Annotated in this window: 18 protein-coding genes; 9 read left to right on the forward strand and 9 right to left on the reverse strand. The window is 65.0% G+C overall.

All coding sequences use genetic code 11. From position 1 onward, the window contains the following. Positions 1–6 precede the first annotated feature (6 nt). Both BLQ63_RS20890 and BLQ63_RS20895 read left to right on the forward strand, forming a co-directional pair. Positions 7–2445: an AAA family ATPase gene (locus BLQ63_RS20890; RefSeq protein ID WP_143015020.1), complete on the forward strand. Its 2439-nt coding sequence runs from the start codon at positions 7–9 to the stop codon at positions 2443–2445. Beyond that, the gene (locus BLQ63_RS20895) at positions 2442–4340 is read left to right on the forward strand and encodes a hypothetical protein (RefSeq protein ID WP_143015021.1); all 1899 of its coding nucleotides are present in this window, start codon (positions 2442–2444) and stop codon (positions 4338–4340) included. Before BLQ63_RS20890 ends, BLQ63_RS20895 begins: the two co-directional genes overlap by 4 nt. A 51-nt stretch (positions 4341–4391) precedes the next feature. Here the strand turns inward: BLQ63_RS20895 and BLQ63_RS20900 are convergent, their stop codons facing one another. Genes BLQ63_RS20900 through BLQ63_RS20915 form a run of 4 tightly spaced genes read right to left on the reverse strand, consistent with a single transcriptional unit; the run spans position 4392 to position 11413 of the window. Continuing rightward, positions 4392–7526 (reverse strand): type I restriction endonuclease subunit R, encoded by a 3135-nt coding sequence (locus tag BLQ63_RS20900; RefSeq protein WP_091039470.1) that lies wholly within the window; start codon positions 7524–7526, stop codon positions 4392–4394. After that, complete coding sequence (locus BLQ63_RS20905; protein ID WP_218125391.1) at positions 7519–8457, reverse strand: GIY-YIG nuclease family protein; 939 nt, start codon at positions 8455–8457, stop codon at positions 7519–7521. Before BLQ63_RS20905 ends, BLQ63_RS20900 begins: the two co-directional genes overlap by 8 nt. Next, positions 8457–9668: a restriction endonuclease subunit S gene (locus BLQ63_RS20910; RefSeq protein ID WP_091039472.1), complete on the reverse strand. Its 1212-nt coding sequence runs from the start codon at positions 9666–9668 to the stop codon at positions 8457–8459. The genes BLQ63_RS20905 and BLQ63_RS20910 overlap by 1 nt, the downstream gene beginning before the upstream one ends. Further along, positions 9668–11413, reverse strand: coding sequence for a type I restriction-modification system subunit M (locus BLQ63_RS20915; protein ID WP_091039473.1), 1746 nt, complete (start codon positions 11411–11413; stop codon positions 9668–9670). The genes BLQ63_RS20910 and BLQ63_RS20915 overlap by 1 nt, the downstream gene beginning before the upstream one ends. 503 nt (positions 11414–11916) lie before the next feature. Between BLQ63_RS20915 and BLQ63_RS20920 the strand changes: the two genes are divergently transcribed. From BLQ63_RS20920 to BLQ63_RS20945, 6 genes are all read left to right on the forward strand, one after another. Continuing rightward, positions 11917–12765 (forward strand): Scr1 family TA system antitoxin-like transcriptional regulator, encoded by an 849-nt coding sequence (locus BLQ63_RS20920; RefSeq protein WP_143015022.1) that lies wholly within the window; start codon positions 11917–11919, stop codon positions 12763–12765. Next, positions 12762–12962, forward strand: coding sequence for a DUF397 domain-containing protein (locus tag BLQ63_RS20925; protein ID WP_091039475.1), 201 nt, complete (start codon positions 12762–12764; stop codon positions 12960–12962). The genes BLQ63_RS20920 and BLQ63_RS20925 overlap by 4 nt, the downstream gene beginning before the upstream one ends. 125 nt (positions 12963–13087) lie before the next feature. Further along, positions 13088–13366: a DUF397 domain-containing protein gene (locus BLQ63_RS20930; RefSeq protein ID WP_091039476.1), complete on the forward strand. Its 279-nt coding sequence runs from the start codon at positions 13088–13090 to the stop codon at positions 13364–13366. Positions 13367–13586: 220 nt separating this feature from the next. Then, positions 13587–13907, forward strand: coding sequence for a hypothetical protein (locus BLQ63_RS20935; protein ID WP_143015023.1), 321 nt, complete (start codon positions 13587–13589; stop codon positions 13905–13907). After that, positions 13904–14341, forward strand: a complete 438-nt coding sequence (locus BLQ63_RS20940; RefSeq protein ID WP_091039478.1) for a hypothetical protein — start codon at positions 13904–13906, stop codon at positions 14339–14341. Before BLQ63_RS20935 ends, BLQ63_RS20940 begins: the two co-directional genes overlap by 4 nt. 65 nt (positions 14342–14406) lie before the next feature. Continuing rightward, positions 14407–14706, forward strand: coding sequence for a hypothetical protein (locus BLQ63_RS20945; protein ID WP_091039479.1), 300 nt, complete (start codon positions 14407–14409; stop codon positions 14704–14706). Here BLQ63_RS20945 and BLQ63_RS20950 read toward each other — a convergent pair. From BLQ63_RS20950 to BLQ63_RS20970, 5 genes are all read right to left on the reverse strand, one after another. Further along, on the reverse strand, positions 14682–16781 hold the full coding sequence (locus BLQ63_RS20950) for an AIPR family protein (RefSeq protein WP_177155040.1): 2100 nt from the start codon (positions 16779–16781) through the stop codon (positions 14682–14684). The two genes, BLQ63_RS20945 and BLQ63_RS20950, sit on opposite strands and share 25 nt — an antisense overlap. Before the next feature lie 374 nt (positions 16782–17155). Then, positions 17156–17455, reverse strand: coding sequence for a hypothetical protein (locus tag BLQ63_RS20955; protein ID WP_143015024.1), 300 nt, complete (start codon positions 17453–17455; stop codon positions 17156–17158). An 83-nt stretch (positions 17456–17538) separates the two neighbouring features. Next, the gene (locus BLQ63_RS20960; protein ID WP_091039482.1) at positions 17539–17904 is read right to left on the reverse strand and encodes a hypothetical protein; all 366 of its coding nucleotides are present in this window, start codon (positions 17902–17904) and stop codon (positions 17539–17541) included. 142 nt (positions 17905–18046) lie between these two features. Then, entirely contained in the window at positions 18047–19246 is a 1200-nt protein-coding gene (locus BLQ63_RS20965; RefSeq protein WP_091039483.1) for an FAD-dependent monooxygenase, read from the reverse strand. Continuing rightward, on the reverse strand, positions 19243–20637 hold the full coding sequence (locus tag BLQ63_RS20970) for an MFS transporter (protein WP_091039484.1): 1395 nt from the start codon (positions 20635–20637) through the stop codon (positions 19243–19245). The genes BLQ63_RS20965 and BLQ63_RS20970 overlap by 4 nt, the downstream gene beginning before the upstream one ends. Before the next feature lie 124 nt (positions 20638–20761). On the opposite strand from BLQ63_RS20970, the gene BLQ63_RS29690 reads away from it, so the two are divergent. Further along, complete coding sequence (locus tag BLQ63_RS29690) at positions 20762–21394, forward strand: TetR/AcrR family transcriptional regulator (RefSeq protein ID WP_091039485.1); 633 nt, start codon at positions 20762–20764, stop codon at positions 21392–21394. Positions 21395–21490: the final 96 nt, after the last annotated feature.

Consider the following 21490-nt stretch of genomic DNA (forward strand, 5'->3'; position numbering starts at 1 on the left):
AGCCACTTGAGCCCGAGGAACAGCCGCAACCAACAGCGGAAGAACGTCCCCGCCCAGCAGGCCAAGGGAAAATCCGCGGCCAGGAAAGACCGTGCGGCCGATGTCGCGGCGGCGGTGGACCGGTCTGGAGACGACAGCGCGGCCAGAAAAGCCGCCGACGGCGAGGGCGTGCCACTCCCACCCGCTGCGGAGGCCGATGCCCCGGGAAGGGCAGCAGAACTGGCGGCGCAAGAAGAGCGCCTGCTCCAAGCGCTCGACGGCCTGAAAGCTCAGGAGGAGCTCTACCGGAAGTCGGCCGAACGCGCGAAGGAGCGCGAGGAGACGGCGAACGAGCGTCTCCGGGATGCCGAGGCCGCGCTCGACGAGAACCGAAGCGAACGTGACTTTCTCGCAAACGAACGACAGAAGCTCGAGGTGAAAGCGGCGTCACTGCGAGAACAGGCGAGCGCCCTCGACGAACTCGAGCGCAGCCTCATCCAGCGCGAGTCCGAGGCCGACTCGGGATTCCCGGCCCGTCGCGCCGCCGCGGAGCAGGCGCTCCAGCGGCAATTGGAGGAAGCGCGGCAGATCGGCGAGGCGGCGATCGAATCGCGGAGGAAGGCCTTGGACGCCGAGTTGGCATCGTCAGCCGAAACGGCGGATCGAAGGGCCAAGTCCCTCGATACGGAACGGGCCGAACTCGACGAGCGCCAGCGAAACTTCGATGACGAGCGGGCGGCTCTCCACCGCGACAAGGTGATGGTGGACCGGCGAAAGCAGGACCTCGACCAGGAGGTTCAAGCGCTCGCGGCTGTCGCCCTGCGGCGGCTGGAGAATGAACTGATCATCAAGGAGGAGGATGCCGTCGCGGCGACCACCATCCTGAAGGAGCAGTCGACGGAGCTCACAGAGCTGCGCAACAGGTGGGCGTCCGTCGGCGTCTCCGATCCGCGGCAACTCCTGAAGGACCTCGCAGCGGCCCGAGACCAGGTCCAGGAGCTCCGCGACGAGCTCGAATCTCGCCCCGACGAGGCTTCGGCCACGCAGCTCGAGGCGCTCCGGCAGCAGAACCGGGCGCTCAATGCCGAGCGCGAGCGACTCGCCTACGAGTTGCAGGTCGAGCACGGCCGAATACTCTCCGATCGGATCAGCGCCATGCGAGTCAAGCAGCTCGCGGACGCAGAACAGCAGTATGCGGTCATGGGCCGGGGCTATGAGCAGCGCATCGCCGAACTCAGCGGGACCCTGAAGGAGGTCGTCGAAGGGCGGCCCGACCCGACCGAGCCGCTGTTCCCCAACTGCGTCGCCTTCGACGAGGACCCCTGGCTCCAGGGGCGGGGCAGGCTCGTCGACGACCAGACTCCCGACCTGCACGAGCTCGCGTGCAATCTTCAGGCTGCGATGTTCTCGAAATCGGAGCGGGCCTACCGCCTGGACGACGTGTGCGCCGTACTCGGCGGAATGGCGATGAGCCACCTGCACCTGCTCGAAGGAATGAGCGGCATCGGAAAGACTTCGCTTCCGAAGGCGCTCGCCACCGCGCTCGGCACCGCATGCGAGGTGATCGAGGTACAGGCGGGATGGCGGGACAAGCACGACCTCTTCGGCCACTACAACACCTTCGAGCGCCGGTTCCAGGAGGAACCGTTCCTGCTCGCGCTGTACAAGGCGCAGACGCCGAGGTACGCCGACCGCCCCTTCTTCATCGTCCTCGACGAGATGAACCTCTCACGGCCGGAGCAGTACTTCTCGATGCTGCTGTCGAAACTGGAGAACAACCAGGGTCACGGCGGCGAAAAGGAACCGATCAGGCTCGCGCCCGTCGGCAACGGACGCAAGCCCTCACTGATGGACGAGAACGGCACCGGGATCTTCCTGCCGGACAACGTGTGGTTCGTCGGCACCGCCAATCAGGACGAATCCACGCTCGGCTTCGCCGACAAGACCTACAACCGCTCCTTCGTCCTCGAACTTCCCGCGAAGCGGCCGTTCGTACCCGACAAGGGCCGCACAGAGCCCTATTCGGCGGGCGCCTTGGAACGCGCCTTCGAGCAGGCGAAAAAACTGCACGCAGTGGCATACCAAAGGGTCAAGTCGCTGCTCGACGCCCTGGAGGACGATCTGCATGAAGTCGCTCGGATTCATCTCGATCCCCGTGTGACCGCGCAGCTGGAGCGATTCGTGCCCGTTGCGGTCGCCGCCCGCGGGACCGAGGCCGTCAACGAGACCGGCCGCGGCCCGTTCAAGATCAAGAACGAGACCGTCGACCCCGTGGCGCTCGCGGCAGACCAGTTCATCGCGAGCAAGGTGCTCCACCAGCTGCGAAGCCGATTCGAAGTGACGACCGAAGGCTTGCACCACCTTGAATCGGCACTTGTCGCGTACTGGCCGGATCGATTCGAAGGGACGACCCCGGACCGTTGCCTTCGAGTCTTCTCCGACGAGCACCGCCGGAGGCATGCATGAACGGAGACGTCGCCAACGCCGAACCGTCTGCGGTGGTCATGGCGAGCATCGTGCATCTCCACCGCCAAATCGCGCGTGCAGATGACGTTCAGGGCATCCTTGGCACCCCGCTGCTGGTCCCCGATGTCGCGGACCACGCGCGGCTCACACCGCTCGACACCGAGATCGTCCGGCTCCTTCCAGCACTGACCGCGGTATGCAGGCAGCCGCACGACCGCCTCGGGGTCGAACACGTCCTGCTGCGCGCGCCGCAGGCCCGGCGGGTGCCGGTAGAGGGACTGGTCCGGCTCGCGAGTCGCAGCGAGGACTGGGCCGGCGTGGAGTTCGACCGGGTCATACCGGAGCGCCTGCTGGCGATTCGATACACCGACGACTACGACTTCTATGAGAACCAGGTCGCCGCGCAGCTCGTCGACCGGCTGCGGCGGTATCTCGGCGGTCGCATCAGCGACCTCCGCTTGCTGATGCGGCACCTCGGCGACCTGAGCCGGTACGGAGCGGCCCTGGAGGGGAAGCAGTCCTATTGGAAGCGCCGACGCCTCTCGAACCTCCTGGCGGAAGCGGTCGAAGCCGCAAAGGACCAAGTCGGACCCGTGGCGACAACGCTGAAGACGTTGGAGGACCTGAACGGGAAGGTGAACCTCCTCCGATCGTCGCCGGTTTACGACCGTGCGAACCGCAGGGCGCCGATCGCATACCGGCTTCCTCGCACCAACCTGCTCACGGGGAACCACAAATATCACCGGACAGCGCTGCTCTGGGAAGCATGGGCACTCCGCGACGCCGACCAAGCGGCTCTGCTCAAGCAGCAACATCGCGACTTCGAACCCGCCTACAACACATACATTCTGGCCCTGGTGCTCCGGGCGTTCGGAGTTCTGGGGTTCGAGGCGGTGAACGGACCCCCTCCCGAAATCGGGAGACGAATCGAGCTCGTGGACGGTCACGAGTTCCATATTCGACTCCAGATCACAGCGGACGAACGGATCGAGGTGCGGCTAGGCAATGAGACGATCGCCGTGATAGTCCCGTTCAGCAGTGACATCACCGCGGGTCCCTCAGCGGCCCATGTCCAACAGGCGGTCGACGCGCTCCTGCGGAAGTACGGAGCCGGCTCCGTGTCCACGGTGATCGCTTATCCCGGCGACCGATCCGAACGCGCCTCGCTGCCGCAGAATCTGCAGGATCAGGTTCACTGGACCGGGAGGTTCTCGACGTTCAGGGGCACACCGCAGCGACTCCTCGGCGTAGTCCCTGTGTCCCCCTTGGAAATCGAAAGCGCAGAACGGATGGCGCGGTCGCTGCGGTGGATCCTGCACGCCACCCGGCTGCAGCAGTTGTTCCCTCCCCGGATCTCCGCGGAGCCCTGGCTCCAGCTCAAGCCAAGGTCTTGGCTGCGCCCGCAGGGTCAGGGTTGGATCCTGGCGAAGCCCTTGACTCCCGGCGAATCGGGTGAACTTCGTGACGAGATCCGAGCATTGTCCTCCGTGCATACCGCCCGATCCAGGTCCGCGCGTCCTGAGCCCGCCGAGGAGGTCATTGCTCGAGTCGACGCCGCCGAACAGTCGTTGCGGCTGATCAGCAACTGTCCACTGTGTCCTGGAACTGGGCCGGTGGCATTCGAGGCCCGCTCTAGCACCTACCACTGCCGATGCGAATGCGGCGCACAGTGGGGGACCCGAATCTGCGGCAGCTGCAAGGAAAGATTCCCCGTGCTCTGGACGAGCACGGTCATTGAATCCGGCGTCACGAATCTGGTGGACGGCGACACGATCGATGCGGCGCTCGGCAGCGAAGCGCTCGCCCTGCTCTGCCCGACCGTCGCGGACCGACCCCGCTTCAAATGCCCATGGTGCGGAATCTGCCAAGGCGCACCTGCATGCGATTGCAGCTGAGACCGACTCGAAGTTCAGGTTCCGATAGGTTTCGATGCCCCTTCCAGCTGCTCACACATCGGCCTGCTGGTCGATCGCGGCTTCGTAGAAGGCGTCAGCGAGTGCCACGATGACGGCGCTGATGCCGGGACCGTCGCTGAAGAAGTAGTCGGCCATGGTGTTGTGGGCCTCCTGGTTTTCGACCACTACCTCGGTGACGGCCGCTTGGAAGTCCTGGGATTCCATGAACTGCTTCTTCGAGTTCACCTTCGCCTGGTTGATCAGGTCAGGATGGTCGAGAAGCCGCTGTACGAGTCCTTGCACGAATTCCAGGACCTGCGACTGGGTGAACGACTCGGCGCCGAACAGGTCGTTCATCTTGTCGATGACGACCTGTAGTGCGACGTACTTCGGCTCCTTGCGGGCGCCCGTGCCGGCGGCGCCGATCCCCTTCAGCTCGCCGTTGCCCTTCCAGGAGATGTCGACCGCGGCTTGCTTGTTGTGCTTGACGCCGACGAGGACGACGTCGGAAAGGTCCACTTCCGCGGCCCACGACGTGTCTGCGATGACCTTCTCCAGCAGCCGCAGGAAGATCGACAGCATCTCCATGTACGGGTCGCCGTAGTCGATGATCTGGCTCATGAAGTCGTAGAGCCGGACGTAGGTGGCGATGTCCTTGCGGAACAGGTCGAGGGTGTTGAGGGTGACCTTGTCCTCGGCTTCGATCGCCGCCGCGTAGCGGCGGGCGAAGTCGTTCTTGGCCGGGCCGATCGCGGCCGAGAGCGCGTTGTTCCCCTTGCGGCCGAGCCACAGTTCGGCGACCTCGCGCACCTGCTCCGGCGTGTAGATCCCGGCCTGGGCGAGCTTGTTGGAGAGGTGGACGACGATGTAGGGGTCGGTCTCGGTCTCGAGGGTGGCGTTGGTGAAGTACGGCTCGAAGGCCGTCTGGATGTCTTCGGGCTTGTTGCGGAAGTCGATGACGAACGTCTTGCGCTTCTGCTCCCCGCCAGCGGTCCGGTACGTGCGGTTGAGACGCGAGAGCGTCTGCACGGCAGTGACTCCAGAGAGCTTCTTGTCGACATACATCGCCGACAGCAGCGGCTGGTCGAACCCGGTCTGGAACTTGTTGGCGACCAGCATGATCGTGTAGGTCGCGCCCTTGAAGGCGGCGGCCAGGTCTGAGCCCGCGCCGGGGTTCAGGTTGGCTTCGGTGAACTCGTCGTCCCGGCTGGGCTGCGGCCCCCAGTCCGGGGTCCACTCTTCGTCCTCTGCCATCGCCACCGAGCCGGAGAAAGCGACCAGGGTGCGGTAGTTGTACGAGGCGTCCTTGGCAGCCTGCTTCGCGATGTAGGCGTCGATCGATTTCTTGTACTTCACCGCGGCCTTGCGCGAGTCGGTCACGATCATCGCCTTCGCCTTACCGTCAAGCAGGTGGGCGACGTTGGCGTGGAAGTGCTCGACGATGATCTGCACTTTCTGGCTGATATTGGTCGGGTGCAGCTGCACCCATTTCATCAGCCCCTTCTTCGTCGCAGACTCCTCCACCAGGCCGCTGTCGCCGCTTTGGGCCCGGCCGGCGATCTTCAGCGCGGTGTCGTAGGTCTGGTAGCCCCTGAGCACGTCGAGGATGTAGCCCTCCTCGATCGCCTGCCGCATCGAGTAGAGGTGGAACTCGACCGGCTTGCCGTCAGATCCCTTGCGGCCGAAGAGCTCCAGGGTCTTGTTCTTCGGTGTCGCGGTGAACGCGAAGTAGGAGATGTTCTTTGACTCGGCTCGCTCGGTCATCTCCGCGGCCAGGACCGTCTCGACATCGACAGTGCCGCCGTCCTCGATCTCCTTGACCTCCTCGGCGGTCAGCACGGCCTTGAGCTTGGACGAGATCTGCCCGGACTGCGACGAGTGGGCTTCGTCGGCGATCACTGCGAATCGCTTGCCCTTCAAGCCCTTGTCGGCTCGGATCTCCTCAAGAGCGAACGGGAAGGTCTGCACGGTCACCGCGATGATCAGCTCGCCGTTCTGCAAGGCGGTCGCAAGCAACTTGGATTTCGACTTCGCGCCCGCCTTGCGGACGTCTTCTGGGCTGATCGTGGCCACGATCTTCGCCGACCCGTCGATCTGCCGGATCGCGTCCTGGAGCTGCCCGTCGAGCACGGAGCGGTCGACGACCACGATCACCGAGTCGAAGACCTTCTCGTCGTTCACGTGCAGCCGGGCCATCCGGTGGGCGGTCCAAGCGATGGTGTTCGTCTTCCCCGAGCCTGCGGAGTGCTCGATCAAGTAGCGGTGCCCCACCCCTTCCTCGCGCACTGCGGCCACGAGGTTCGTCACGGCCTCCCACTGGTGGAATCTGGGGAAGAGCATGCTCGTACGCCGGACGGAGGTGCCGGTGGCGACGTCCCACTCCTCCTTGGTCTCCACGATCATCAGCCGGCCGACGATGTGGAGCCAGGCGTGCTTCTCCCACACCCGTTCCCACAGGTACGCCGTCGACGACCGCCCGTCGGTGCCGGGCGGGTTCCCCTCGCCATTGTCGTGACCGGTGTCGAACGGCAGGAAGTGCGTCTTCTCGCCCTCGAGCTTGGTCGTCATCGCGGCGAGGTCGTTGGAGACCGCGAAGTGCACCAGCGCCCGATGCCCGAACGACAGCAGCGGCTCCACCCGCCCGTTCGTCATCGGGTGCCGGTCCTTGCGGTACTGGTTGATCGCTTCTTTGAGGGACTGGGTGAAGTCGGTCTTCAACTCGACGGTGGCGACGGGAAGTCCGTTGACGAAGAAGACCAGGTCGATGCTGCGCTTGTCCGCGGTGGAGAAGTGCACCTGCCGCATCACCCTCACCCGCATGGTCCCGTATTGGGCGACGGTGGTCGCGTTCAGGCTGGTCTCGGGCTGGAACTGCGCCATCTTCAACCGGCCGCCGCCGATGTACTGCACTCCGTTGCGGAGGATGTTCAGGGTTCCGCCACCGTGTTCGAGGGGCTTGTCAAGCGCTGTGGTCAGCACGTCGAGGAACTTCGCCTGCGATCCTGCGGCCCTCAACGCCTTCGCGTACGCCGTCGGCTGGGTCTCCTCCAGCCATGCGAAGAGGTCCTCGGGGAAGAGCGCCCGTTCCTGGTCATACTCGGCGTCATTCGCCGAGTACAGCCACCCATGGGCGGCAAGGTACTCGCAGATTTCGGATTCGAAGACGATCTCGTTGTGATCAGCCATCTTCAGATGACTCCTCGATCGCCTCTGCGAGCATGCTCTCCTGCCACTCACCGTATGTCGTCGCCGTGCCGTCGACCTTCCATTCCGTTCGACCGTTCGAGGCCCGGCCCGACACCGTTGCCGAAGCGGCGCTTGGGCTCGCAAATACGTAGTCGTGGCTGAACGTCATCGACAGGCCGTCCGAGGCGAGCACAAGCGTTCCGTCATCCTCCAACTGCAACCGCAGCTTCTTGTAGCTGTGGTCGCCCGCCATCCATTCGCGGCGAGCCTGCGAGCCTTCACGCACGATGAACTCGCCATCGATCTCCTGAGCCGTGGCATCAACGGCGGCCCGCTTGCTGATCATGCGAAATACCGGTGATGCCTCAGGGGTGATGTCGTCACTGGTCGACGACGCGACTGACGGAGCCTTGGTGGACCGAAGCAGATTAATGCCCAAGACCGGGAGTACGATCTTCGCCTGGTCGATGAAGTACTCCATGTCAGATCGATCCGCCTCGGGCAGCGCTACAGGCGGAGGGTTGTTGCCGTTCGCAAGCTTGGCTCGACCCGCCGCAGCGGCGAGCACGATCAGACGGGACTCCAGGTATCTCGCGTGAGCCTTGGTGAGGTTCATGTCCTTGCTGGTCAGGACGACCGCACGGTTCCAGAAGTCCTTCCCGCCGTTCGTCTCGGGCCGCGCATGCTGCACGAGTCGCTTGGCGACATCATCGCTCTCACCGATGTAGGCGATCGTGCCGCCAGGACTGGCCGGGTCCTCGCCGAGGAGCAGGTAGATCCCTGTCTTCCGCGACTCCTCCCGCTTCACCAGGGCCGGCAGATCGGTCCGAGGACCGGCGATCAGTTGGCCTGTCCAGTTCATGATCTCGGCGGTCACCAGACCACCCGACGTGCCGTCCACCAGGAACAGCCGCACCGATTTGCCGCCCATCAGACCATCTCCTGCACGTCGATCTGCCCCGTCACCGCCGCCGTGATCAACGCCGAACGACGCTCACGGGCGAGTCCGATGAACCGCTCGGTCTCCGCAATCAGCGCGCTGATCTTCGTGGTTTCCTCGTCAAGAGCCTCAACTGCTCGACGCTGCTCGACCACTGGTGGCACTGGAACAGGCAGGTTCCCGAGAGTCCACTTGTTGGTGCCTGCCAAATTAGTCGTCTGCTTTGCAGTCGTGCGAAAGTACGTGCGAGCAATTGGGCCGTCCAGCCAGTACACCAAGAATTCAGGGTCGAGCACTTCACTCGGCCTCACAGCAAAGATATGGTTCTGGTGCAACATGTTCGGCACCTCGCCGCGCCAGAGCGCTCCCCGGCCGAGTTTGTCGATGTCTCCCCCCTCGGTCATAAGGACATCTCCAGGCTGGAGCATCGACGCCGCGGCCCGTTCAAGCGGTACCCGGACACTCTTAATCTCTCGCAGGTCCATGTACCCGACTTGGACGTTTGCCACCCGCAAGTACGGCCACTCTGGGGCGGCGGGATCACCTTCACCGTTCAGCGTGACCCCAGTCTGAACAGTGGAAACGTGTTTCAGTCTTGTCATGCCCCCAAGCGACTCCATAAGGGCTGCAAGTACAGCTATTCGCCGTTCGCGGAGCAGCTCGATCAGGCGCATCTGCTCCTCAATGAGCGTGTCGATGCGGGCGGTCTCGCGATCGAGGTAGGAAGCGATCGTGTGCTGCTCCTCCAGAGAAGGCACGGGGATAGGGGTCTCTGCAAGTGGTCCTAGATTGAGTGCGCGGAACGTTGCGCCGCCGATCGACGTCTCCCAGAAATCCACAGACGTCTGCGACTGGAGAGCCCAGACAATGTAACGCGCGTGAACATCAGATTGCACTGCTACCCGCGCGGTTCCCTGGGTGAGATTGGCACCATTGAGTTCCTCGGGCACAACCATCGTCTTGCCAAAGGACGGGCCGATCGACATCACAACATCTCCCGGCTTGAGCGAGGATCGTGCGTAAGCGGCTCCGGTTTCCGGGCTAGTTGTGCGGAGCGCATCTGGATCGACTCCTCGATGGCCGTCCATATCGACCGGTCGGATGTATCGGACGCCGCCGGCCACGTCTTCGCCAGCCTGGACTATTCCGTAGGTTATTGGTCGGGCCGGGTCAACCAGGCGCTTGAGCGGCACGGTCGCCATCACTGTCCGACCTCCCGCAATAGGTCGAGGATCTTAGCGACCTGCTTTTCCAGGTCAGCGTCGATTTCCGTGAGCGGACGGGGCGGGACGTATTTGTAGAAGTGGCGGGTGAAGGGGATCTCGTAACCGGTCTTGACCTTGGCCCAGTCAATCCAGGCGTCGGGCACGTGGGGCTTCACCTCGGCATCGAAGTACCCCTGGATGACCTCGTCCTTGCCAGCCGCTCCGGCGGTCGAGCCATCGTAAGTGAACGAGACGTTCTCGGTGTCGCGCTTCTTCGTGTCCGGCTTGGGCTTGCCCTTCCGGTCAACGACTGGCTTGCCGGATTCGTCGAGCAGAGGGCGTTCCACAGTGATAGTCCAGTAGCCGAACTCGTCGTTGCGCAGCACCTTCGAGAAGTCCGGGTCGGCGTCGGTGAAATCGGCATACAACCTCACCACCTTGGCGCGGTCGTTCTCGCCCAGCTCACGGTTCTTGGATCCGAGACTCTTACGCATCTTGGTCCAGAACGAAGTGCCGTCGATGAGCTGGACCAAGCCCCTACGTTCGGGATGTTTGGCGTTGTCGAGGATCCAGATGTAGGTGGCAATGCCGGTGTTGAAGAACATGTTCGTCGGCAGCGCGACGATGGCATCCACGAGGTCGTTCTCCAGCAGCCACTTGCGGATGTTGGAGGGACCGGACTCGGCGGCACCGTTGAAAAGCGGCGAACCGTTCATCACGATGCCTGTCCGGCCGCCACCGTCCTCCGGTGCCCGCATCTTGTGGGCCAGGTGGAGGAGGAACAACATCTGCCCGTCCGAGGTTGACGGGAGGCCGGGAGCAAATCGGCCGTAAGGGCCGGCCTGATCCCGCTCTGCCGTGACAGCTTTGGCGTACTGCTTCCAGTCGACGCCATAAGGCGGATTGGACATGCAGTAGTCGAACTGGCGACCCTTGAACGCGTCATCGGTAAGCGTGTTACCGAAAGCGATGTTGGTCGCATCGTGCCCCTTGGCCAGCAGGTCGGATTTACAGATTGCATACGACTGCGGGTTGTACTCCTGGCCGTATAGGCTCAGTCTCGCATCGGGGTTGCCCGCAAGCAGGTGCTCCTCTGCCAGAGTGAGCATGCCGCCGGTGCCGGCGGTGGGGTCGTACAGCGTGCGGACAATGCCTCGCTCGGTCAGCTCGACGTCCAGGTCGGCGAAGAGCAAGTCGACCAGCAGGCGGATCGCATCGCGTGGGGTGTAGTGGTCACCGGAGGTCTCGTTCGCGGCCTCGTTGAACTTGCGGATGATGTATTCGAATGCATCGCCCATGTCGGCGTTGGAGACGACGTCCGGATGCAGGTCGACGGCCTTGAATGACGTGACGACCTCGCGCAGGAGCTCGGCCTTCTCCAGGGCGAGGATCTGCTTCTTGAAGTCAAAGTACTCGAACACGTCGACATCGGGCGAGAACCGGTCGATGTAGTCGGCGAGGTTGTCCGCCAGCCCGTCGGCGTCGGCCAGCAGGTTCTCGAAGGAGTAGTTCGAGGTGTTGTAGAAGGGCCTGCCGGTCGCCTTCTTGACCTCGATCTTGAGCCGGTTGGGGTTGTCGTGCTTCGCGGCTAGTTCGCGTACCGTCTCGCGGTCGGGTTCGAGGATGCAGTCGAGACGTCGCAGGATCGTGAGCGGGAGGATCACGTTGCCGTACTGGTTCGGGCGGTATGGGCCCCGAAGTTGATCGGCGATCGACCAGATGAAGCTACCGAGGGCGCTCACATTGCTCCTTACAAGGATCATTCGACGACAGAGACTGGACTTCCAGCGTAAGCCCATGCCCGTCTTCCGAACCGGCACCGGTGCACGCGACTCGGCGGCAGGTGCGTGAAGAGACATCCTCGCGCATTGCGGCGCTTCGCGCGCGCCCGGCTGATGACCGCGCCCGGCTCAACCCGAGCCTTTCGGGCGGCCGTCGATCCATTGCCCGCCGCGGAGCGGACCTGGAGGATGCGAGCCTTACTGGCGACCGCCGCGGGTGCATTTCGTCCACGTCGTCGGCACTCCGTTCTTGGCAGGCTGCAAAACGCGCAGGTTCCGAGCGCCGCAGGTCAGTCAGGCTCGAGGCGACCGACGGACACTCATGTGATCTGAGACGCAGCGTTGGGAGCCGAAGCCGCGCAACTGAACTCAGCGCCAGTCGGATTTCCGACAGCATCCGACACGCGTACGATGCGCCAGATGATCTTGTAATGAACCGCTCACGATCTCTACAATTTCTGCCCATGACGGAAAGCGACGACGCGATTCCAGGCCCACCCCCACTCATGGAGCTGGCTCGTCAGCTCATCTCAGAGCGGACCCGACCGAGGGATTACTACCCGCGAGGGTACGAGAAGACCGAGATCCCGCGCGACATCTGCTCGCCGAAAACCCTGGGCCGCTTGGAATCAGGCCGGTATCGCGGGATCAAACTCGGCACCGTGCTCGCGCTGGCGAACTTCTACCGGACCCCGCCCGCGCTCACCGACCACATGGCGAACCTCGTGAAGGCGGCGAGGGCAAACGACTGGTGCAGCGAGTATGCGAGCGCCTTGGACGACAACGGCTGGTTCTACCAGCAGTGCGAGGACAATGCCACTTACATGGCGTTCCACTCGTTCTCCCTGTTCCCTTCGCTCATCCAGGGTCCCGCCTACGCCAGGAGGATCCGAGCTACCACGAAGGTCGACTTCGACGCGGAGCCCGACTGGGACAGCGGCATCAAGTTCCGGCAGCAACGGCGCGAACGTTGGATCGTGTCAAAGCGCCCCGCGCTCATCATCATGGGCGAGGCCGCGTTGACCATCAATCTCGGCCCGGAGAGGGACGAGATCCTGGCAGACCTACGAAAAACTGCCGCACTTCCATTCGCCGACATACGAGTGGTCCCCTTCTCCGCCGGCCCCTACGAACTGCAAACCTGGGAACTCAACTTGCTGGAGTACGACGGCGGTGAGGAGACCGTGATTCACGCCCAGTCGCCACGGGGTTCAGGGTTCGTCTCGGCAGACTCGACGCGAGGTAAGTTCTTCACCGGTGGCCTCAAGGTGGCATCAGGCCACTCGATTGAACTGGAGGACTTCCTGAAATGACCGAAATCGGGCCGTGGCGCAAGTCCAGCCGCAGCGCCAACAACCAGAACAACAACTGCGTCGAGGTGCGCCTCAACGGCGAGAACCCGCAGGTGTCCGACAGCAAGCTGGCCGACGACCGTCCCATCCTCACTGTCAGCGCGAGCAGCTACAACGGCTTGCTCGCCTGGGTGAAGGACTCCCCCGCACAGTCGTGAGTCCATCGGCCCGGCGTGGAGGCCAGCGGTCCGAGGATTCACCCGACACAGCACCACTGATCGCGACGGCGGCGGAGCCCGAGAGCCCGCCGCCCGTCGCCTCTCCCAGCACCCCGAGGAGCGCCATGAACCAGCCGGTCCGCGAGCACCCCCTCAAGGGGCAGTTCGACACCGCCACCGCGCGCTGGGAGCGTCCCGATGCCGATGACGGCACCCTCGGTGAACTTGAGATCGGTTTCGCCGCAAACGGACTCGTCGCGATGCGCCGGGCCGACGACGCCGAGGGCACGATCCTGATCTACACCCCCGAAGAGTGGGAAGCGTTCGTCGGCGGCGTCCGCGACGGCGAGTTGGACCTGAGGGTCCTCGTCGAGGACGCCCGGAACGCCGCAGACTCGAAGTAGCGCGCGTTCTCTTCCGAACTGCTCTCGGGACAATTCGCATGGACATTCTGTCCCCCACCTCTTGGCCGTTCCAGCTGGCGATCCGGCACGGCTGACCGACTCGCCTGCCAGTTTTCATCGTTGTGTCATCGTTTTCGCTGCTCTTAGGCTTGTCGCAACATCCAGTCGACAACGACTGGAGTCCACAAGCGATTCACCTATGGCAGCTGGGAGCGACGCGATGACACGAGGGCAGCGACCGCCGCTAGAACCCGGCCGAGTCCTGGGCCAGTTCGTCAACGCCTCCGGAACGACCTTCGTGCTGCGCGCCAGCGCGGGCGGGCACCGTATCGGGGTTCGCCTGCATCACGACGAGGGCCCGGAGATCGCGATCGTGTGCCTGCCATTCGACCCGTCCACCCGGCTCATCCGCTGGCAGGGGCTGCTGTGGTCGTCGAATCCGGCCGAATGGAGGCAAGAGGTCAAGCACCTGGCCTTCGCGGCCATCGATGCGCTGCTCGGCGGATTCCAGGAGCGGCCCGGGGACGAGGTCCAGCGGTGAAGGACTTCTCCGACCTCCTTGCGCGCAGCGTCTTCGCGCTGCGGCTCGACCCTTCGGACACTGCCGTCGATGGTGGGGACGGCGATCCCGGGAGCGGCGGCGTGCTGGCCGCTTCCACCGGCGCGGCCGCGGCCGAGGCGGTTCCTCCCGATGCCGCGGCCGCGCCGGATCTACGAGAAGGCGGCTATCGCGCCGTCGTCTTCCATCAGCATCGATCCGACACCGTCGACGGCCCGGACTTGGTGGGGTCCGGGCGGCCCGTCACGGTGTCATGCTGCCTGTGCCCCGGCGCGTTCCGTTTCTCCGCCTCGGGTTACGGGGAGATGGCGCGCCGGGTCGAGGCAGCCGGGTGGCATTACACGCCAGGGCTTCACCTCCACGAACGCGCCTGGTGTCCCGATTGCCGCCCGCACGCTGGGAAGGCCGTCGATTGAACGCTCGACACGATCGAACTGATCGCCTCCCGGCGGGGCCGGCCGCCACACGCATCACTGATCCAGTGCGGCGGCCGGTCCTTTCCTCCTGGAGGGTCGCACTGGGGTGCATCGAGATCGACGGCCTGGTGGTAGAGCTGGCGTGGTCGCGTTTGTCGGATACCGTGCTGGCGGACTTTCGCGATGGCGTGGCGCGTCGGATCGGGACAGCCGTGATCGGGTGCAGGGACGAGCCGGTGTTCGTGGCGCAGCCCGACCACCTCGACTGGTTGGGTTACGAGAACCGAGCAGCTCGGATTCTCGAATTCGCGGTGGCGCTGTATCGGGAGGACCTCGGCCGTCAGGAGGCGTCCGATCCGTCGTGATCGCGGCGGGCCTCCTCGGCGATGTCCGCCAGGGAGCCGCGGCCGGGAACGTACCAGTAGAGGGTTCCTTGGATCGCTCGATCGCTCTTGCCGGTGGCCTCCCGCCAGATCTTGTTGGTCAAGCCGGTCGCCGTGTAGGCGAGTCCGTCGTGCTCCCATAGCAGGATCTTGGTCTTGCTCGGAATGTACTTGGCGAAGCGGCGGGTCTGGTCCGTGTTCAGCCAGTGGTTGACGAGCTTGCGTTCACGGGCGGTCAGCGCCCGGAACTCGAGTTTCGTGTCGGGCTCGATGGCCTCGTAGTTGTAGATCGTCTTCGCTGCAGTCTCGCTTCGGGGCTTCGTCACGTCACCGCGGTATTCAGGCGACAGGACCGGGGCCGGGCCGTCCGCGGCGAGGTGGTCGGCGGCGGCGAGCGCGAGTTCACGGCAGCGCTCGAAGCTGTTCGCGAGCGAGGCGGGGAAGTAGTTGACGTAGCGGCGGTCCGCTTCCGCGATGAGGAAGTCGAGGACGCGGTCAGTGGTCACCGAGACTTTGGAGAGCGTCTTGTCGACCCACTCGCGGCCGGGCCGCTCGATCGTCTCGTCCACGAGGTGACGCAGGACCACGTGTGCCACCAGATGGCCCAGGTTCTTCGCGAAGCCCTTGGCCCGCTTCTCGAGGCCGCTCTCTCGCTCGCTGATACGACGCTGAGTGCCCCTGTAGAGCCGAACGGTCCGCCAGACCCGGATCTCGCGGATCTTCGGGTGGAACAACTGGGAGTACCGGCCGCCCTGTTCGCGGAGCCAGAGCTTGTTGGGATCGCGGTGGACGTCGACGATGACATCCGTGGTCCTCGCCGCGGCGGCGAGCGCGTGCGCGGCCTCTTCGATGTCGCAGCCCTTGTCAGGGTCGATCTCGCGCTCGCCTCGCTTGACGATGTAGGTGAGGTTCATCGATCGGAAGTCGTCACGCAGGCGCTTCTGAGTGGGATCGAGGGCGGCGAAATCGCGCAGGTCGACCGCGTTCTGGGTGTTGTTGGTCTCGGTGACCCGCTCGGCGAAGCCGTTCTCCTCGAGTTGGACGGCGCGGATCCAGACGAGCGCGGAACCCGCGGTCTCGGGGTTCTCGCGGACGGCCCGGAAGATGGTGGACACGGTCTGGGCACCGTTGACGACCGAGGCCCCCTCCAGGAGGAGGTTCGCGGAGCCGGAGTATCGGAGCGCGCCGCGGCCGGACCGTTCGATGTTCTTGCAGAGCACGGTGATGCCGTTGTTGAAGTACCAGAAATTGTCGGGTTCGTTCACGAGGGTGTGGTGCAGGGATGCGTTGACATCACTGCCGTTGAGGGCGTCGCGGAGGTTCTTGTCGAACAGGCGATCCCGATGCTCGTCGTACCAGCTCGCAAGCTCCTCTGCCGAGACGCACCCGTAGTAGGCGAGGTAGGGCTCGGAGACGCAGGCGCTGTTCTCGAGGTGGACCTTGAGGTCGACCGGGCGGGTGTGCACACCGTCGGCGACGATGCGGTGGATCTCGGGGAGCCTCAGGTACTCGACGCGGGCGCAGTCGTGGACGCTGTTGAGCTCCGCGACGACGTCGGTGATGGGCCCGGCGGCTCGCTCGTCGATGTTCGCGGTGCCCATGAGGATCGGGACCAGCGTGACCTTGAAGCGGGGTTGGTCGACCACGAGGTCGATGTAGTCGACGAGTTCCTGGTACCTGGCGTTGAACTCCTCGTGGCGGCGGTCGGTAATCAGGCGCAGTCCGCGTTCGAGCTTGCCGGCCGCCTCGGCGTTCAGACTGGCCTTGCCGTCTTTGCTCCACTTGGCCTGGACGAGGTAGAGGTGCGCGGCGTCGAGGTCCCATGCGATCGCGTCGATGCCGTTGTCGTCCTTGCCGTCGATGACGCTCATCGCGGCGTCGGTCTCGGAGCACTTGGTGAGGTATTGGACGGCGAGCGCTGCGAGCGCCCTGCTGCGGCGAGCCTCAGCGAGGTTCTCCTCGGGCAGGTTCTTGATGTCCTCGATGTCGATATGCGGGACGAGGGCTTCATCGAGGTGTCGGCGTACGTGTTCGACATGGATGGGGTTGGCCGCCATAGGGATCATCCAGGGGTGAGGAGTGAAGAGAATTCATATCGTAGCAATCTGATGACGATCTGCAATCCTCCGAGCGGCATGCTGTCAGTCGGCCGAACAGACTTGTCGCGAACGCATTTGGCCTAGAAGCCATGCCCTACTTAGATACGGCCGCGTCAACGCAGCCCTCCTAGCAATGTTGTCCCCGCTGAGCATAGGTCGAGCAGAGAACAGCAACCCACTCGCCACAACCGTCACATCGGAGCAGCACGGTCTCCGCGCCCCAGAGTTGGGGAAGGACTGCAGCATGAGATAGGCCCGGACCAGATGGTCTGGGCCTATTCTCTTGTGCGGCCACGATTCCGGCGGTAGCCCTGCTGCACCGCGGGCGGGTGTCACGCCGGGTCGGGGTAGTCCCATTCGAGGTCGATGCGGGCCCAGGGCGCGATGGTGCGGATCGCGCTTTCGATGTCGCGCTCGAACTGTTTGGTCCACTCGCGGGCTCCGCGGACGATGATGGGGTCGGGCTCGCTGCGTGCGGTGACGGAGGGGGGTTCGTGGTGGACGCTCACCACCATCCACGACTCGATCCCGTGGTCCTTCATGAGGAGGTTCACCGCAGCCCCGATGCGGTCGGCTTCGTCCGGTGACTTGAGGCCGTCCACGTCGAGGTACAGGTGAATGTTCACTGACATGGCCGTCAGCCTAGAGGTCACCTGCAAGTGAGGGCGCGAAGGCGGGCAGCGGGCCCGGGCCACCTGGTCCGGGCCTTTTCGTGTCAGGTTTTCGGGTCGGCTCGGTATTCGACTACTACTTCGATCAGGCCGATGATGCGGTTGTTGAATTCGTCGAGTTCTTCGGCGGGGACCCAGAGTTCGAGGATGGTTTTGCCGCCGGCCTGCTGGACCGGGTAGCGCTCGGCGAACTCGCGGTCGATTTCGAAGCGGGTCACGTAGCCGACGCCGTCGCGGGGTGCGTTCCAGTCGCGGGCGATCTTGATCGCGTAGTCCTCGTTGAGGACCGGGTAGAAGATCGGCTGCTCCGGGAGCCTCGGCGGCCAGGCGGTCCAACCGGACTCGCGGACCAGCTCGAGCTCGGACGGGCCGCACGGGCGCCAGAGGGTCATGGTCTTGGAGTCGGTCATCGCGCAGGTTCCGTTCGGTGAGGGAGCGTTACGACTCTGACATATGCGGGACTTGGCGTGCATCCGGTTTGCTGGTGAGCTGGTTCTGCCTTGAGGGATGCCGTTGGGCCCGGACTATTAGGTCCGGGCCCTTCGGCGTTGTCTAGACCAGGCGTTCGGGCAGTTTGAGGGCCGAGTATGCCGGTCTTGGGGTTGAGGTGGGGATGGTGACGAGGTTGCGGATTCTGGTGTTGCGTTCTTTCAGGGCTTGTTCTGTTGTGGGGAAGAGTCCTGCCGCTCCCTCGTCGACCAGGGCCTGGTTCATCTCCACGAACTTCAGGGTGGTTTTTTCGTAGGCGGCGAGGGCTTCGGTGTGGTTTCGGTTGGTGGCGAGGGAATGGGCGAGCATGTAGGCGCCTACCAGGGCGAGGCTGGAGCCTTGGCCGGTCAGGAATGAGGGGGCGTACGCTGCGTCGCCGATGAGGGCGGCGCGGCCTTTGGTCCAGGTGGGCATGCGGATCTGGCCTACCGTGTCGCAGAACAGGTCGTCCGCCTCTCGCATGGCGTCGAGGATCTCCGGGACCTTCCAGCCGGCGCCTGAGAAGGCTTCTGCCACCAGGTTCGCTTGAGCTTCAGGGTCGCGGAGGGCGTCGAGGGGTGGTTCGGGCTGGTGGAAGTTCAGGAAGGCGTGCAGCTCGTCGTCCTTGCCGCCGGTGGCGTAGAGCGCCGCGGCCTTGCCGGGGACGTTCCACATCATGAGTTCGCGGGAGAGCCCGAACGTGTTGGGCATGCTGAACACGGCGAAGCAGTAGCCGAGGTGGCGGTGGAACCGCCCTTCGGGTCCGAACAGGAGCCTTCGGGTGTGCGAGTGCATGCCGTCGGCGCCGATCACCAGGTCGAAGGTGCGTCGGTCGCCGCTGCGGAAGGCGATGTCGACGCCGTGTTCGGACTGGTCGAGGGTGTCGATGGAGTCGTCGAACAGGAATTCCACGTCGTCGCGGACTGAGGTGTAGAGGATCGCGGTGAGGTCGCCGCGGCGCACTTCGAGGTCCCGTCCCTCGATGCTTCCGGCGATGGCGTGCGGGGCGACCGCTGCGATTTCGGCGCCGTCGGGGTCAAGGAAGGTGATCCGCTGCGAGTCGACGTGCGCGTCCCGCAGCCGCGGCAGTATCCCCATGCGCCTGGCGACCTCGATCGCGGTGCCGCGCACGTCGATCGGGTAGCCGCCGCCGCGCGGTGCGCCGGCCTTCTCCACCACCGTGACGGCGAATCCGTACCGGTGCAGCCAGTACGCCAGCGCGGGTCCGGCGATGCTGGCCCCCGAGATCAGGACCGTGCGTTCCGGCAGCTCGACAGGTGTCATGCCCGGACTCCTTTCTTCATGGCTCGGACGACGAGCAGTGACAGCGCGGCGATGACGCCGGCGGTGATGAAACCTGTGGTGAAGGCCGTCTCGGTCGGCAGGTCCGTCACGGGGTCGGTCCCCGCTCCGAGGATCACGCCGCCGAGCTGGGCGCCCAGGGCGACGCCGACCACGCGGGTCACGACGAGCAGGCTCGTGGCGATGCCGGTGTCCTTGGCGGCGACGGCGGTGGCGGTGCTGGCGAGCAGGGCCACGGCGCTGACGCTGACGGCGAAGCCGATCAGGGCCCTGGCGACGACCATCTGCCAGATCGCGTCGTGCTGCGACGCCAGGAAGAGGAGGGTGGCCGCCGTGACGACGGTGCCCGCGATGATCACCGCGCGCGGGCCGAAGCGCCGCGACGCGATTCCGGCGATCGTCCCGGCCACCACCCCGGCGATGGTCGCCGGCACCAGGAACAGTCCGATGTCGGACGAGCTCGCTCCGAATCCGTACTCGTCGGCCGGCGCCGAGAGCAGTTGCGGGACGAGGTAGACCGTCATCCCCAGGCCGAGGCTCATGAACAGGGTGACCAGGCACGAGCTCCACATGGCGGGTGTCGCCAGCATGCGCAGGTCGACCATGGGCGAGGAGACGCGGCGTTCGACGGCGACCCATCCGGCCGCGAGGGCGGCCACGGCCAGCGTGACGGCGCCGATCGCGAGGGGCGGCAGTCCGCCGCCGGTGATCGCCATGAAGCCGAGCACGAGCGCGACCAGTGTGCAGCTCAGCAGGATCACGCCGAGCCAGTCGATCCTGGAGTCCGATTCGGTGGGCGGATCGTCCGGCATCAGGCGGGACACGATGAGTGTCGTCGCGATGATCGCGATCGTGGGTATCGCGAACATCCAGTGTCGCGACAGTCCTTCCGCGATCGGGCCGGCGATCAGCATGCCGACCAGGCCGCCGCCGGTGAACAGTCCGCTGACGACTCCGACGGCCACCTGCGTCTGGCCCGGCGGGAGGTGCTTGCGCACCAGGATGAACGAGAGCGGCAGCGCGCCCACCATCGCGCCCTGGAGTATCTGTCCGAGCAGGAGCACGGGCAGGTTGGGCGCGAGGCTGGAGAGCAGGCCGCCGGCCGAGACGACTGCCATGAGGATGACGAGGACTCGCTTGCCGCCGTAGCGGTCGCCGAGTTTGCCCGCGATGGGCGCGACGACCGCACCGGTGATGAGCAGGGTGATGAAGATCAGTGAGCCTTGGGCGGGACCGATGCCCAGATCGCTCTGCAGCAGGGGGAGCGACGGTTCCACCACCGCTTGCAGCGTGCCGAGCGCGAGGGCGAGGGTGCCGAGGGCACCGATCGCGAGCTTCCCGATGCGGACCGGGGAATCCACGGTTACAGGCATGGACGTCCTTTTCGTCGGTGGTCGGTTTCCATGGATTTACACTACACCGTGCAGTGTAATTTGGTCGGCGTCCGCCTTCCGCGACCGACAGGGCGGTGTGCGCGAGGTCCGTTAGGATCTGCCTATGTCAACGGGGAAGACGCTGCGTGCGGGGTCCGCAGAGAAGCGGTCCGCCATCCTCTCGGCGGCTCGTGAGTTGTTCCTCACCGACGGCTTCGACCGGTCGAGCGTCGACGCGGTGGCCGCCCGCGCGGGGGTGTCCAAGCGGACGGTCTACGACTACTTCGGCGACAAGCGGACCCTGCTGCACGCGGTCTTCGACGCCGTGGGCCAGTCGCTGCTGGCCACGGTCCGGCGGACCCTCGACGACGCGCTCGACAGCGTCCCCGACGCCGCCGAGCTGGAGTCCTCCCTGGTCGCCTTCTCGATGCGGATCGCGACCGACATGCTCGACTCCGCGGAGTACACCACCCTGCAGCGGTTCGTCCGGACGGCGTCCGGCCACCTGCCGCAGCCGGACGACCGCGCCCTGACCAACGCGCCGGAAGAGGCCCTGGGCGAGCGGTTCGCCGCCCTCGCCGAGGCCGGACTGCTCGACGTCCCGGACGCGCGGCTCGCGGCCGACCACTTCATCGCGCTGACCTTCGGCGTCACGCTCAGCAGGCTCGGTTCCGCGAACGCCGCCAAGGACGACCGCGTCCGGCCGCTCATCGTCGCGGGCGTGCAAGCGTTCCTCCGGGCGTATCGGGCCGAGTGACGGCGGCCCTGCCGCGGGGCCTCTCGGCCGACTTGAATCCTTTCGGGGGCCAGGGCCTCTTATACGTGTGCCGGCGAGTGTCGGTGCCGGATATGG

Origin of the sequence: Glycomyces harbinensis, assembly GCF_900101745.1 — a bacterium.
Taxonomy (GTDB): Bacteria; Actinomycetota; Actinomycetes; order Mycobacteriales; family Micromonosporaceae; genus Glycomyces; species Glycomyces harbinensis.

Excerpts from the sequence above, each read along its gene's own strand:
- BLQ63_RS20895 (WP_143015021.1), top strand. The coding sequence starts at position 2,442 with ATGAACGGAGACGTCGCCAACGCCGAACCGTCTGCGGTGGTCATGGCG.
- BLQ63_RS20900 (WP_091039470.1), bottom strand. The coding sequence starts at position 7,526 with ATGGCTGATCACAACGAGATCGTCTTCGAATCCGAAATCTGCGAGTAC.
- BLQ63_RS20905 (WP_218125391.1), bottom strand. The coding sequence starts at position 8,457 with ATGGGCGGCAAATCGGTGCGGCTGTTCCTGGTGGACGGCACGTCGGGT.
- BLQ63_RS20910 (WP_091039472.1), bottom strand. The coding sequence starts at position 9,668 with ATGGCGACCGTGCCGCTCAAGCGCCTGGTTGACCCGGCCCGACCAATA.
- BLQ63_RS20920 (WP_143015022.1), top strand. The coding sequence starts at position 11,917 with ATGACGGAAAGCGACGACGCGATTCCAGGCCCACCCCCACTCATGGAG.
- BLQ63_RS20925 (WP_091039475.1), top strand. The coding sequence starts at position 12,762 with ATGACCGAAATCGGGCCGTGGCGCAAGTCCAGCCGCAGCGCCAACAAC.
- BLQ63_RS20930 (WP_091039476.1), top strand. The coding sequence starts at position 13,088 with ATGAACCAGCCGGTCCGCGAGCACCCCCTCAAGGGGCAGTTCGACACC.
- BLQ63_RS20935 (WP_143015023.1), top strand. The coding sequence starts at position 13,587 with ATGACACGAGGGCAGCGACCGCCGCTAGAACCCGGCCGAGTCCTGGGC.
- BLQ63_RS20950 (WP_177155040.1), bottom strand. The coding sequence starts at position 16,781 with ATGGCGGCCAACCCCATCCATGTCGAACACGTACGCCGACACCTCGAT.
- BLQ63_RS20955 (WP_143015024.1), bottom strand. The coding sequence starts at position 17,455 with ATGTCAGTGAACATTCACCTGTACCTCGACGTGGACGGCCTCAAGTCA.
- BLQ63_RS20960 (WP_091039482.1), bottom strand. The coding sequence starts at position 17,904 with ATGACCGACTCCAAGACCATGACCCTCTGGCGCCCGTGCGGCCCGTCC.
- BLQ63_RS20965 (WP_091039483.1), bottom strand. The coding sequence starts at position 19,246 with ATGACACCTGTCGAGCTGCCGGAACGCACGGTCCTGATCTCGGGGGCC.
- BLQ63_RS20970 (WP_091039484.1), bottom strand. The coding sequence starts at position 20,637 with ATGCCTGTAACCGTGGATTCCCCGGTCCGCATCGGGAAGCTCGCGATC.
- BLQ63_RS29690 (WP_091039485.1), top strand. The coding sequence starts at position 20,762 with ATGTCAACGGGGAAGACGCTGCGTGCGGGGTCCGCAGAGAAGCGGTCC.